This is a genomic window from Chryseomicrobium aureum (genome assembly GCF_016909155.1).
Classification (GTDB): Bacteria; Bacillota; Bacilli; order Bacillales_A; family Planococcaceae; genus Chryseomicrobium; species Chryseomicrobium aureum.
Window position 1 is genome coordinate 1 of record NZ_JAFBFG010000029.1, and the last position, 13580, is coordinate 13580.

The 13580-nt window shown below is 45.2% G+C and carries 13 protein-coding genes, 1 tRNA gene, 1 other RNA gene and 1 other annotated feature; of the genes, 3 read left to right on the forward strand and 12 right to left on the reverse strand.

The annotated features are described in order from the left end of the window. Positions 1-203: 203 nt before the first annotated feature. From JOD03_RS13955 to ffs, 6 genes are all read right to left on the reverse strand, one after another. On the reverse strand, positions 204-386 hold the full coding sequence (locus JOD03_RS13955; protein WP_420837255.1) for a pro-sigmaK processing inhibitor BofA family protein: 183 nt from the start codon (positions 384-386) through the stop codon (positions 204-206). Positions 387-496: 110 nt separating this feature from the next. Continuing rightward, positions 497-721 carry a YaaL family protein gene (locus tag JOD03_RS13490; protein WP_204591965.1) on the reverse strand — a complete coding sequence of 75 codons (225 nt, stop codon included), beginning with the start codon at positions 719-721 and terminating at the stop codon, positions 497-499. Then, on the reverse strand, positions 721-1317 hold the full coding sequence (gene recR / locus JOD03_RS13495) for a recombination mediator RecR (protein WP_204591966.1): 597 nt from the start codon (positions 1315-1317) through the stop codon (positions 721-723). The genes JOD03_RS13490 and recR overlap by 1 nt, the downstream gene beginning before the upstream one ends. Before the next feature lie 11 nt (positions 1318-1328). Then, positions 1329-1652: a YbaB/EbfC family nucleoid-associated protein gene (locus JOD03_RS13500; RefSeq protein ID WP_100354630.1), complete on the reverse strand. Its 324-nt coding sequence runs from the start codon at positions 1650-1652 to the stop codon at positions 1329-1331. Between the two features lie 14 nt (positions 1653-1666). Then, on the reverse strand, positions 1667-3361 hold the full coding sequence (dnaX, locus tag JOD03_RS13505) for a DNA polymerase III subunit gamma/tau (protein WP_204591968.1): 1695 nt from the start codon (positions 3359-3361) through the stop codon (positions 1667-1669). Between the two features lie 96 nt (positions 3362-3457). Continuing rightward, positions 3458-3724: signal recognition particle sRNA large type (gene ffs, locus JOD03_RS13510), an RNA gene on the reverse strand. Positions 3725-3847: 123 nt separating this feature from the next. Between ffs and JOD03_RS13515 the strand changes: the two genes are divergently transcribed. Further along, positions 3848-3940 (forward strand) — tRNA-Ser (locus JOD03_RS13515). A 619-nt stretch (positions 3941-4559) separates the two neighbouring features. Here the strand turns inward: JOD03_RS13515 and JOD03_RS13520 are convergent. Both JOD03_RS13520 and JOD03_RS13525 read right to left on the reverse strand, forming a co-directional pair. Continuing rightward, the gene (locus tag JOD03_RS13520) at positions 4560-5228 is read right to left on the reverse strand and encodes a deoxynucleoside kinase (protein ID WP_204591970.1); all 669 of its coding nucleotides are present in this window, start codon (positions 5226-5228) and stop codon (positions 4560-4562) included. Further along, positions 5225-5863, reverse strand: coding sequence for a deoxynucleoside kinase (locus JOD03_RS13525; RefSeq protein WP_204591972.1), 639 nt, complete (start codon positions 5861-5863; stop codon positions 5225-5227). Before JOD03_RS13525 ends, JOD03_RS13520 begins: the two co-directional genes overlap by 4 nt. A 130-nt stretch (positions 5864-5993) precedes the next feature. Here JOD03_RS13525 and tadA point away from each other — a divergent pair, with 130 nt between their 5' ends. Further along, positions 5994-6482 (forward strand): tRNA adenosine(34) deaminase TadA, encoded by a 489-nt coding sequence (tadA, locus tag JOD03_RS13530; RefSeq protein WP_239584997.1) that lies wholly within the window; start codon positions 5994-5996, stop codon positions 6480-6482. 19 nt (positions 6483-6501) lie between these two features. Here tadA and serS read toward each other — a convergent pair whose 3' ends face one another. Further along, positions 6502-7776, reverse strand: coding sequence for a serine--tRNA ligase (serS, locus tag JOD03_RS13535; protein WP_204591976.1), 1275 nt, complete (start codon positions 7774-7776; stop codon positions 6502-6504). Between the two features lie 63 nt (positions 7777-7839). Next, positions 7840-8040, reverse strand: a binding site (T-box leader). Between the two features lie 104 nt (positions 8041-8144). On the opposite strand from serS, the gene pdxR reads away from it, so the two are divergent. Beyond that, positions 8145-9560 carry a MocR-like pyridoxine biosynthesis transcription factor PdxR gene (gene pdxR, locus JOD03_RS13540; RefSeq protein ID WP_204591978.1) on the forward strand — a complete coding sequence of 472 codons (1416 nt, stop codon included), beginning with the start codon at positions 8145-8147 and terminating at the stop codon, positions 9558-9560. A gap of 210 nt (positions 9561-9770) precedes the next feature. Here pdxR and JOD03_RS13545 read toward each other — a convergent pair whose 3' ends face one another. From JOD03_RS13545 to JOD03_RS13555, 3 genes are all read right to left on the reverse strand, one after another. Beyond that, positions 9771-11096 (reverse strand): serine hydrolase, encoded by a 1326-nt coding sequence (locus tag JOD03_RS13545; RefSeq protein WP_392455192.1) that lies wholly within the window; start codon positions 11094-11096, stop codon positions 9771-9773. A gap of 143 nt (positions 11097-11239) precedes the next feature. Beyond that, on the reverse strand, positions 11240-12706 hold the full coding sequence (gene guaB, locus JOD03_RS13550; RefSeq protein ID WP_204591980.1) for an IMP dehydrogenase: 1467 nt from the start codon (positions 12704-12706) through the stop codon (positions 11240-11242). Positions 12707-12835: 129 nt separating this feature from the next. Next, positions 12836-13312, reverse strand: a complete 477-nt coding sequence (locus tag JOD03_RS13555; RefSeq protein WP_204591982.1) for a glutathione peroxidase — start codon at positions 13310-13312, stop codon at positions 12836-12838. Positions 13313-13580: the final 268 nt, after the last annotated feature.

Here is a 13580-nt window from a genome sequence, read left to right on the forward strand (position 1 = left end):
CCAACGGGGGTCGGGGCGGTGACGCTCTATCTTGACGTCTTGCATGTTCAGTTTTCAATGTTCATATGTCGTCTTGAGACAACTTTTAAAGTATACCAACTTATCAAATAGTTGTCAACACTTTATTTCGTTTTTGATGTGTTGTCTTGGCGACCTAACTAATAATACATCCTTTTTCATAGATGGTCAATAGATTTTTGAAATTAAATTAAAAAAGATAAAATCACAACTCCTACGACTCCAGGGAAACCACATACGATAGCAAACGCGGCAGTGAAATACGTGATAGGGACTTGCCAATCGCTACCTATAAAGCTTGCTGTCAAATGAGCAGCGTAAAGACATAACATACCAATAGCCGCTCTCCATAAAAATCTTCCCGACAAAATCGATAATAGTATAAAGGGGTTTTCGTGCTACTGCTAAAATGGCCAAAAGAAAAAGGGAAAGACCGAGATAAGTCATCTCACAACTCCTTTCCCTTTACTTTATGCATTTATCTCGGCTTATAGACCACTTGGCGACGTTTCGCTTCGGCATACAGATAGAAGTGTATACTTTCCATCGCCTTGCGCTTGGCGATCGCATCAAGGTTGTAGTCATCCAAATGAGACTCTACCATCTGGGCCGTATGCCAATCCGCACGTGTTTCTTCTAATAAACGAATAAAGCGTGTATCGAATTCTTGTTTCAACTTTCCACGACGAGAGAACAAACCCATTAGAGTTCTCGTCTCCCTTCTAGTGCTTTTGAAAGCGTCACTTCATCTGCATATTCTAAATCTCCGCCGACTGGTAAGCCGTGGGCAATTCGTGTAGTACGGATGCCAGAAGGTTTCACGAGTCGCGAAATGTACATCGCAGTCGCTTCTCCTTCTATAGTAGGGTTTGTTGCTAAAATCAATTCTTGCACCTCTTCATTTTGAAGACGTTTCAGAAGTGGGGGGATATTGATATCTTCTGGGCCAATTCCTTCCATAGGAGAGATGGCACCATGAAGAACGTGATAAAGACCTTGGTAATCGCGCATCTTTTCCATCGCAATCACGTCTTTCGTATCTTGCACAACACAGATCATCGTTTGGTTACGAGCTGTGTCCTGACAGATAGCACAAGGGTCTATATCCGTAATATGCCCACATACGGAGCAATAACTTAAATTTCGTTTTGCATCGAGCAGCGCCTTTGCAAAATCGGTTACCGTGTCTTCTTTCATGCTGAGTACAAAAAACGCCAGACGGGCCGCTGTCTTCGGCCCAATACCTGGCAGTTTCATAAAGCTGTCGATTAGTTTAGAAATCGGCGCTGGATAATGCATTGTGTGTCCTCCTAGAACATGCCAGGAAGGTTCAATCCCTTCGTGAATTGGCCCATTGTGGCATTCGCTGTTTCTTCTGCTTTCTTCAATGCTTCGTTTGTCGCAATGACAATTAGATCTTGTAGCATTTCTACATCTTCTGGATCTACAACAGATTCATCAAGAGCGACTCCGACAACTTCACGGTGTCCTGTAACAGTCACTTTGACCATACCGCCACCTGCTACACCTTCAAAGTGTTGTGTGCCAAGCTCTTCTTGAGCCTCTGCCATTTTCTTTTGCATTTTCTGCATTTGTTTCATCATACCTTGCATATTTCCCATTCCACCACGCATTGTGATTTCCTCCTTTAGTCTTCTTTGATTTCAACAAAGTCTTCACCGAATAGTTTCGTTGCTTCCGAGATCAATGGATCGATGACTGTTTCTTGTTCGTCATCGTCGTCTCCTTCTTCTACAACGCCAGTTAGCTGATTCCCTGCAATGAATGCAGAGCGAATTTCAAGCCACTGGTCTTCCGGCGTATACAGCACTTCATAAAGTGTTCCTGTCACGTCTTCCACAACTTGCGGGAAGAGGGTCGAGAACGTTTGATTGTCCATTGCCATTTGGCAGTGGATTTCATATTTGAATTTTAACACAAAAGCGGTATCCGATGCCGCAACTGGTTCCGCGTCATTCAGGAGAGCCGCATGCGAGCGTTGCAGTTGCTGCATGACTTGTGCCCATTGCGTTTTCACTTGCTGAATCGCTGGTTTTGTTGCAGACTTCAGGACTTCTTGAATTCGTCCTGTTGGAACTTTGATACCACTTGGCCCACGCGAACGTTTCTGTTTCGTGGCTTCTGCTGGCGCATTTGCTGTTCCTGAACGCAGTTGCGCTTCGAGTTTTGCAATTTTTGATTCAAGTCTTTGTACTTGCTCGTCTGAGACAGAGGATGTCGTTGTGTTCCCAGGTTGATCCGTCAGCTGAGACAATCGAATGAGTGCTGTCTCCACATAGATTTTAGGATGGTTTGAAAAACGCATCTCTTGTTGCATCTCAGTAGCAATTTGAATGCTTGTGTAAAGGCGTTGTTGCGAGTAGCGCTTGGAAAGCTCCTTCACATGGTCTGTCGGTTCTGCGATCTCGACCATTTCTTCCGGTGACTCGACGTGTTGCATGATGAGAAGGTCGCGATAGAACGTCACCAAGTCTTCAATCAAGCGCACAGGGTCTTTGCCGTCCATGATCAGACCGTCGAGCGTGGCAAGCGCATCATTCACGTTGCCATCAAGCAGTGCTTCTGCCATATGGACGAATGCATCTGAACCAATCGAACCTGTAATAAAGAGTGCCTCTTCCATTGTCATTGTTTCCGCACTGTACGAAACCACTTGATCTAGTAAGCTTAATGCATCTCGCATTCCACCAGCAGATGCTTGCGCAATTAGACGCAACACTTTTTCATCATATGGAATCCCTGCGTCGTCAAGCACTTGAACCATTCGCTCCACAATGTCCGTGTTGGAAATTCGTTTGAAATCGAATCGCTGACAACGCGAGATGATTGTAAGTGGAATTTTATGAGGTTCAGTCGTTGCGAGAACAAATACAGCATGGGGGGGCGGTTCTTCTAGTGTTTTGAGTAGTGCGTTGAAAGCACTTGTCGAGAGCATGTGCACCTCATCAATGATGTACACTTTATAACGTGCGTTCGACGGTGCGAAGCGTACTTTTTCGATGACGTCTCGCATTTCTTCTACCCGTGAATGGGACGCGGCATCAAATTCAAGCACGTCTGGATTGGAGCCATCTGTGATACTTGTACAGATTGCACAGGTGTTGCAAGGTTCTTTGGCGGGGCCGTTTTCACAATTCAGGGCCTTCGCAAATATTTTAGCTGTACTTGTCTTTCCGGTTCCTCGTGGTCCCGAGAACAAGTAGGCGTGTGTTGTCTTTCCAGAGTCGAGTGCATTCTGGAGGGTTTGCTTAATGTGTTTTTGCCCCGACATCTCCCCGAAGGATTGCGGTCGGTATGCACGATAAAACGCTTGATAAGTCACACATTCCACTCCATTTCTGATGATCAGTCACTCTTTCCATTATACCATAAAAAACCCGTCTTCCCTAACGGAAAACGGGTGAATCTTCTATGTATACCGTGCACCTTCCTTCGACTGCTACACATGAGCGGCACGCTTGTCGTTAGCTCAGCCCAGGCGACCCCGCGGCACATAAATAGCACCACTTAATGCTGCTTCCTTCCGGACCTGACATGGTTCATGGGTATTCATTGCGCAGGACCCGGACGTCAACACTACGTGCAAACACCAGACCTCACATGCAAACAGCCTCAGAGAAGGAGTTCAGTCTCGCTAGAGCGGATTGCGAGTTACAGGACACCGCTACCTTCCCACCTAGCACGGCATTTATTAGTATACGCACCTCCGTACGAAAAATCAAATCTCGCGTAAAAAAATTATATTAAAAAAAAACATTTTCTTTGTTGACTTTGAATTTTAGACGTGATAAATTTATTTCTGTACTTCGGAGGTATACCCAAGTCCGGCTGAAGGGATCGGTCTTGAAAACCGACAGGCGGGTCAAACCGCGCGGGGGTTCGAATCCCTCTACCTCCTCCATTTTAAAACACACACACGCATAAACATGAGATTGAATTCGATCACTCCAGGTCGAATTTTTCTTACAAGAGTCGTGTCTGAATATTTAGAACTGCCTGTCTCACTTTAAGTGGGGCGGGCAGTTTTTTGTTTGTGGGGAATGACCGACTACCGTGCACGCTTTGGCTTGAGCGACGAAAACCTCGCTTAAAGCGTCGAAAATTGTGAATCCAGCGACGCAAACTCTTATTTCAGCGTCGGAAAAGCTATCATCAATCATCTGAGCGACGAAAACTTTGCTTTGAGCGACGCAAATTGTGAATCTAGCGTCGAAAATCGTTGTTTTAGCGACGAAGCACTCACCCACAAGCAAATTTAAATCCAAAATGAGGAAAATGCTTTCGCAATCACGAAGCCCTAAACATAATAATAGCGTCTCTTACTTAACGCCCTCAAATGCTGTTTTAACGCCCCTGTTGTACGATTTAACGACCCTAACCGCTCATTTAACGCCCGAGCAAGTCCCATTAACGCCCCAAATGATGTTATGGAAACTAATCCGCAGGTCGGGAACCCCCTGCTTCCTCCACAAAAAACCCCTCCAACCTCAAAAGGTCGAAGGGGCATTCCAAACGTATTATTAACCGCGGTAAACCGCTGTTTTCGTGAGGTGGCTACCGATGCGGTCTAAGATTTTTTCTACATCTTCTGGACGTTTCACGATATCGTAATCATTGATGTTCAAACGAAGCACTGGGCATCCGTTAAAGTTATCGATCCAGTTCTCGTAACGGCCGTGCATCTCTTCCCAATACGTGATGGGTGTTTGCTGCTCCATCGGACGGCCACGCTCTTGGATGCGGCCGATGATGCTCTCAAGTGAACCTTCTAGGTAGATCAGCAAATCTGGATGTGGGAAGTAAGGCGTCATGACCATTACATCGAAAAGACTTGTATACGTTTCGTAGTCGACAGGATCCATTGTGCCTTTTTCTTTGTGCATCCGTGCAAAGATACCCGTATCTTCATAGATGGAGCGGTCTTGGATGAATCCGCCACCGTACTCAAACATGCGCTTCTGTTCTTTAAAGCGCTCCGCTAAGAAGTAAATCTGTAAGTGGAAGCTCCACTTAGAGAAATCATCATAGAAACGGTCCAAATAGGGATTGGTATCTACCTTTTCAAAAGAAGTCTTAAAATCAAGCGCTTCTGCCAAAGTTTTTGTCATCGTTGATTTTCCGACACCTACAGTTCCGGCGATCGTGATGACAGCATCGTGGGGAATGCCGTATTTCTCTCGTAAATTCATCGTTGCAAGCTCCTTTTATGTAATGTTGCATCTACTTTATCTAAAATGTGGGCCAGGTCTTGTGGGTTTTGGACGAAATCGAAATCGTCTCCGCTAAAACGCAGGACAGGAACCTCCGGGTGCGCCTTCTCGAAATCTTCTATGAACACACGGTAGTCTGCAGATAATTGCGCAAGGTAAGCGGGCTCGATCTTCTTCTCGAAATCACGGCCACGCAGTTCGATACGCTCTAGTAATACATCCAGGCTTGCGTCTAGGTAGACGACCATGTTCGGAACAGGCATATCTCGTGTTAAAATAGAGTAAATTCCTTCGTATTTCGCATACTCCACTGGAGAAAGAGTGCGCTTAGCAAAAATCAGGTTTTTGAAAATATGATAATCGGCAGCAACAGGACGGTCGTTTGCGATATAATGCTTTTGAATGTCTGCCAGCTGCTTATAACGGTTACATAAGAAGAACATTTCCGTCTGGAAGCTCCACTCTGCAATATTGTCATAAAATTTATCTAAGAACGGGTTCTCGTCAACGATTTCTTTCAGTAATTCAAATTGATACGTATCGGCGATGGCTTTTGCTAGGGACGTTTTCCCGACGCCAATAGGCCCTTCAACCGTAATAAATGGAATAGACATAGCTTCTGACCTCACTCTTCTGTCTCAAGTCGTGCTTTCCATTTTACCACAGCTCTACCATGAAACATAGATGAAAATCCGTCCATCTTTCCAAGCAAAGAAACATAAAATTAGAGAGGAGGAAGGTCTTATGCACGACTTCTATATGAGAGAAGCGCTTGCCGAAGCAAAGAAGGCTGGCGATGCTGGAGAAGTCCCCATCGGAGCGATTCTTGTTCATAACGACACCATCATCGCACGAGGCTCGAACCTCCGAGAAGCGACGCAAAACGCCCTTACCCATGCGGAGATGTTAGTCATCGAAGAGGGATGCAAACAGCTCGGTAGCTGGCGCTTAGAAGACACGACGCTTTATGTCACGCTCGAGCCTTGCCCGATGTGTGCAGGGGCTATCTTACAATCCCGGATTCCACGCGTCGTTTACGGCGCACGCGATGCAAAAGCAGGGTGCGTGCATTCACTTTACACTCTCCTAAACGATGAACGTTTCAACCATGCATGTGAAGTCATTGAAGGTGTGGAGGCTGAGGCCTGTGGCGAAATCCTCACCTCTTTCTTCCGTAACTTACGTGAGCAAAAAAAGCTCCGCAAACAACAAAAGCAGCCAGACTCCCTATAAGAGTCGGCTGCTTTTTCAATTAACGGATAACGTCTTTACCACCCATGTATGGACGCAATACTTCTGGAATCACAACAGATCCGTCTGCTTGCTGGTAGTTTTCTAAAATCGCCGCAACCGTACGACCAATCGCTAGGCCGCTTCCGTTCAACGTGTGCACATATTCAGGTTTTGCACCTGGCTCGCGGCGGAATCGGATACCCGCACGACGCGCTTGGAAATCTTCAAAATTACTGCAAGAAGAAATCTCTTTGAAGTCGTTGTAGCTTGGAAGCCATACTTCGATATCGTATTTCTTCGCTGCTGTGAACCCTAGGTCGGCTGTACACATCAACAACACGCGGTACGGAAGACCAAGAAGTTGAAGCACTTTCTCTGCGTGTCCTGTTAATAGTTCCAGTTGCTCGTAAGATTCTTCTGGCTTCACAAAACGAACCAGTTCGACTTTGTTGAATTGATGCTGACGAATCAAGCCACGTGTGTCGCGTCCTGCAGATCCTGCTTCAGAACGGAAACATGCGCTATACGCTGTGAACGCTTGTGGAAGTTGCTCAGCTTCTAAGATTTCATCTCGGTAGAAGTTCGTCACCGGTACTTCAGCTGTTGGAATCAAGAAGTAATCTTCCTCTTGGATCAAGAAGGCATCTTCTTCAAACTTCGGCAACTGGCCTGTTCCCGTTAAACTCTCACGGTTTGCCATGTACGGTGGAATCATTTCTTCGTAGCCATGCTCTTCAGAGTGCAGATCCATCATGAAGTTCAGTAAAGCACGCTCAAGACGTGCACCTAGACCACGGTAGAAAGCAAAACGACTTCCCGTTACTTTCGCTGCACGTTCAAAGTCGACAAGCTTCAAATCTGTCACGATATCCCAGTGGGCTTTCGGTTCGAAGTCAAATGACGGTGCATCTCCCCACGTACGGTGCGTGACGTTATCGTCTTCTGTATCCCCGATTGGTACGCTGTCGTGCGGAATGTTTGGAATACGCATCATCATATAATTGAACTTTTCTTCAACTTCACGAAGTTCTTCGTCTAACGCTTTGATCTCATCGCCAACTTGACGCATACGTGCGATGGCCTCATCTGCATTTTCTTTGTTGCGCTTCATCGTAGAGATCTGCTCAGACACTTTATTGCGCTCAGACTTCAACTCTTCTGTCTTGGCAATCAACTCACGGCGTTTTTGATCGAGCACTTCAAATTGATCAAACTCTGAGATATCTTCTCCTCGCTTTGCGAGCTTTGCCTTTACGGCATCAAAATTGTCACGTACATACCGTACATCTAACATAGAATTTCCTCCTCTTGATTGGCTTCCAACGATTTTTTGCATACAAAAAGCCCCCATCCCTAAAAAAGGGACGAGAGCTACCCGCGTTACCACCCTGGTTGTGTCCATAGGAACACCACTTGTCTCATAACGGCCTCTTGACCGGCCTCCGTTAAACCGAAGGCAACTCTCAGGATGGATTCACAAGTGTTTTTATCAGCTCTCACCAACCGCTGACTCTCTTGAAAAAACGGGCTTGTTACTGCTTCCGATCATCGTTTTTCACACATGAAATTAGCTCTAGTTTACCCGATTTTCACAAATTGTGCAACGTACACATCTATATTCCCGTATACTAAAACCACAGAACTTGAACGGAGGACGTTGCTATGGAATTATTTCTACCACACCTATCAACTGATTCATCCATGCCACTCTATGAACGGCTGTATCGCGCTTTTCGTGAAGCGATATTGACAGGGCAGCTTGCCGAAGGAGAAAAGCTTCCTTCGAAGCGTCAATTGGCGGATTACTTGTCCATCAGTCAGACAACGATTGAAACGACCTATCACCAACTTGTAGATGAGGGCTATGTCATTGCACTGCCTCGCAAAGGATACTTTGTACAAAACAGTACAGAACTCATCCGGAGTACACCTGGCGAACAACCTGCTCGACAAGAACTAGAAGCCCCGAGCTACCGCTATGACTTTCATCCAGGGAAAATCGACCTTGCGCACTATCCATTAGAACAATGGAGAAAATGCGCACGTGATGTGCTGTCTGATCGAAATCGAGAGCTACTTCACCTTGGACACCCTCAAGGAGACCTCTCTCTTCGCCAACAGATTGCGACCTATCTCTATCAATCACGGGGTGTCAGGTGTACCCCTGAGCAAGTCATCATCGGGTCAGGAACCGAACAGCTCTTACCTTTTCTCTTACGCTTAATGGGGGACGCCGGAGTATTGGCAGTGGAAGATCCAGGCTATTCGCTTACCCATCACTTCTCACAAAACAGCGCCTATCAAGCCGTACCGATTGCTGTAGACGAAGAAGGGATGAAAGTCAGCGAACTCCGATTAACGAATGCAACAGCTGCTTATATTACCCCTGCTCACCAGTTTCCAACCGGCGCCATCCTATCTGCCTCTAGACGAAATCAATTGTTAAAGTGGGCAACTGAAACGGGTGGCTATATCATCGAAGACGACTATGACAGCGAATTCCGTTATGTCGGAATGCCAATCCCTGCGCTGCAAGGATTTGATACAAATAATCGCGTGATTTATTTGAGCACATTTTCAAAATCTCTGATGCCCTCACTGCGTATCGCGTATGCGGTCATTCCATCGCATCTATTGGATGTGTACAGACGCCAATTTGGACATTATGCAGCTACTGTCCCACGCTTTGATCAAGCAACTTTGACTCAATTTATGGAAAAAGGGTATTTTGAGAAACATGTAAACCGAATGCGGAAGCTCTACAAACGAAAATTAGACATCTTACGAAAGATTGGCGAACCGTATGCAGAGTGGCTCTCGATTTCTGGAGATCAAGCTGGCATGCATGTTGTGATAGATTGCCAGACACATTTCACGGGGGAACAATTGAGAACCAAACTTGCGGAAATTGGTATCCGTATCTCTGCACTTGACCATTACCGCATCAACCGGACAACTGTCTCTTCCAAGTTATTACTGGGCTTTGGGGGCATCCCCGAAGAGAAGATGGAACCTGCACTGAACGACTTATTTGAACAACTTGCGGAATACTGCATACAAAAAGAGGCAGGGACATAACTCAGTTAATTCCACAAATGAAGTTAAAGATAACAAAATGAAAAGTGTGTAGGGGTGACTCCAGCGGGATTATAAGCGGAAGCTGAGACCGAGGCTCAGCCCGCGCCCGCGGAACGCTTCCCCTACACCCAATAGAACATACAAAAAGGGAGTTTCTCATGACGAGAAACTCCCTTTGCTGGGTTTTGTCACAGCCTCTTTACTTTTGGTTTAAAACAATCCACCAACGAATTCTGTTACATTCCCCCATAGTCCTGTAAAGAATGCTCCAATTCCTTGGAATACAAGAGAAATCCAGCTTGCACGTTCTACTGCAGCTGTCGTCACAACGTCTACTCCTGCTTCTTTATCCAGGATGTAACCAAGGTCTTCACCTTCCGTTTTCTCCAGTTTTACTTTTCCGACAACCTGGCCGCTTTCTACCTCTGCTTCAAGCATCTCTTCTGTCGGTGTAAATACAGGTGTGTACAAGTCTTTTTCATTTGACTTGATGACCATCGAAATGCCTTCTTTTGGAGCAATTGCAACTTCATCTTCTTTCCCTTTATCGACAGCAAGTGTCTCTGCACCTTCAATTGTTTGTCCTGGTGCTACGATCTCTTGTTTTGTAAATTGCGCAAAGCCGTAATCCAATAGAGCACGAGTTGCATCAAAGCGCGCTTTATAAGAACCTACACCTTGCGCATCTACTGCTTTCATCACGACTGTAATTAAACGCATGTCGCCACGTGTTGCAGTACTTGCGAATGAATGACCAGCAAGTTCAGTTGTTCCCGTTTTTAATCCATCCACACCTTCGTACTCATAGACAAGTCCTGGTAACATGAAGTTCCAGTTTGGCATGTCTGTTGCATCGTCTGTCCCTTCACGGAACGTCTTACGAGGGATGCTTGCCACTTCTAGTACTTCCGGGTAATCGCGAAGAAGTGCAAATGATAATGTTGCCACAGCTTTTGCAGGCATCACGTTTTCATCGCTCGCGCCAGTAGAAGCTGGGTGCATTCCCATTAGATCTTCATTGTTTAATCCCGATGAGTTGACGAAGTTATACCCTTCAAGTCCTAACTCTTCTGCTTTTTCATTCATCAATGTAACAAAATTGTCTTCTGTGCCTGCAATTGTCTCAGCAATCGCTACTGTCGCTGCATTGGCAGAATAGATCGCCATTGCTTCATACAATTCACGAATCGAATATGTACCATCTTGGCGAAGAGGTACATTACTTAGTGCACGGTTTTGTGAAAGGCGGTATGTATAGTCTGTGACCGAATATTGTTGATCCCATGTAATACGTCCTTCTTCAATCGCTTCAAATAACAGATACTCTGTCATCATTTTTGTCATACTAGCAATCGCAAGTGGTTGTTCTGCATTTTTGCTATATAAAATTTTCCCAGTCTCAGCGTCAATCATAATTGCAGCATCTACGGTTAAGTTAAGCGGATCTGTCTCCGCTTGAGCTGCTTGCGGGATTCCTACGATTCCTGAAATTAAAAGCATCGGAATGAGGAGCCACTGTGCCATCCATTTTTTCAATGTTTTTACCCTCCAAAGCCTATTTTTCCTTGCTCATTTTAACACAAGGCTAGTAGAAAAAATGCATTTTCACTAAAAAAACACACCTAATGCCTAGTATAGACGGCATAAGGTGTGCGAATGTTCCTGATAGGAACTAGTTATTAGGAAATAGAATAGTTTGGTGCTTCTTTTGTAATTTGTACATCATGTGGGTGACTCTCACGAAGGCCGGCACCTGTCATTTTCACAAATTGTGCTTCATTTCGAAGTTTTTCCAAGTTGTGCGCTCCGCAGTATCCCATTCCAGAACGAATCCCACCTGTTAACTGGTGAATCGTATCTGCAAGTGGCCCTTTGTATGGAAGACGCCCTTCAATACCTTCTGGCACCAGTTTCTTCGCATCTTCTTGGAAGTAACGATCTTTTGAACCACGTTCCATGGCACCAATTGATCCCATTCCACGGTACACTTTAAAGCGACGTCCTTGGAAGATTTCAGTCTCTCCAGGGCTTTCTGTCGTACCTGCAAGCATGCTTCCTAACATCACAACATGTCCACCAGCAGCTAATGCTTTCACAATATCGCCAGAATATTTAATCCCGCCATCAGCAATAATGGCTTTGCCGTGCTTGCGTGCTTCTGTTGCACAATCGTATACCGCTGAAATTTGAGGAACCCCAACGCCTGCAACAACACGTGTTGTACAAATTGAACCAGGACCGATTCCGACTTTAATGATGTCTGCTCCCGCTTCAATCAGCTCACGCGTTGCTTCTGAAGTCGCTACATTCCCTGCAATGATTGCAAGTTCTGGGTAAGCTGCGCGAATCTCTTTCACAGTTTCCATAACACCTTGTGAGTGACCATGTGCTGTATCAATCGTAATGACATCTACATGTGCCTTCACAAGCTTCTCTACGCGCATCAGTGTATCTTTCGTGACACCCACTGCTGCTCCGACAAGAAGGCGGCCATGTTGGTCTTTTGCAGCGTTCGGAAACTCAATTACTTTTTCAATATCTTTAATTGTAATAAGACCTTTTAAAATACCGTCTTCATCTACAATTGGAAGTTTTTCAATCTTGTATTTTTGTAGCACTTTTTCCGCTTCTTGAAGTGTTGTGCCAACAGGAGCTGTCACCAAGTTCTCTTTCGTCATCACGTCATCAATTTTCAATGAATAATCTTGGATGAAACGAAGGTCGCGATTCGTGATAATTCCAACAAGCTTTTGCTCTTCTTCATTGTTCACGATTGGCACACCTGAGATGCGGTATTTGCCCATCAAATGTTCTGCATCATACACCTGATGTGTTGGTGTTAGGAAGAACGGATCTGTGATAACGCCATTTTCCGAACGCTTAACTGTCTCCACTTGTTCCGCTTGCTCATCAATGCTCATATTCTTGTGAATAATACCGAGACCGCCTTGACGTGCCATAGCAATAGCCATCTTTGCTTCTGTTACGGTATCCATTCCTGCACTTAAAATCGGAATGTTCACTTTAATCTTCTCTGTCAATTGAACTGATAAGTCAACATCCTTTGGCAATACCTCTGATTTCGCTGGCACAAGCAATACGTCATCAAATGTTAATCCTTCACGCTGGAATTTTGATTCCCACATTTTCCGTCTTCCTCCTCTTGATTTTGAATATTAGTGTTAAGGTTATCAGCGTGACTAAGAGGTGTCAAGGCAGCATCAAATTAAACATGTATTCCGATTTTTCACAAAAAAAGAACGGATTTCTCCGTTCTACAAATACGCAATTAAATCTTCTTCAATTTTCGATGGGCTTGTCTGTGGCGCATAGCGTTTGACAACGTTCCCTTCACGGTCCACTAAGAACTTTGTGAAGTTCCACTTAATCCCCTCTGAGAGCAATCCTTTCTTTTCTGAAACGAGGTGTTGGAATAGTGGATTTGCATCTGTGCCTTTTACATCTACTTTCGCAAACATTGGGAATGAGACACCATAGTTGCGTTGACAGAAACTCATCGTTTCATCGATGTTTTCAAACTCTTGATTGTTGAATTGGTCACTTGGGAAGCCTAGGACTTCGAATCCTTGGTCTTTGTACTTCTCATAAAGGCTTTGCAATTCTTCAAATTGGGGGGTGAAGCCACACTTACTCGCAGTGTTGACGACGACGAGCACTTTGCCTTTGTATGTATCGAGTGCTACTTCATCGCCAGTCGTTGCTTTTACTTTGAAGTCAAATACGGTTGTCATGTGTGTGTTCGCTCCTTTCGGTGTAGTTTTACTTTACCGAAGAGGGAGGAGGAAATTCAACTAAGATGAACTGGGAATATGCAGTGAAAAAGCCAGATCTATCTTAGGATGCTTGTTCTAAAAATTAAAGTAAGAACGAAGAGGACAGGTGGAGGTGTTTCTTAGCTGTCAACCCCTCCATCCAGGCCGCCATTTCCTGGGTGAGTTTCCCCGAGCCTCCCCACGTAAGCTGAAAGAAGAGCACTTTCATCTTCGTTGCCGGGTCTCG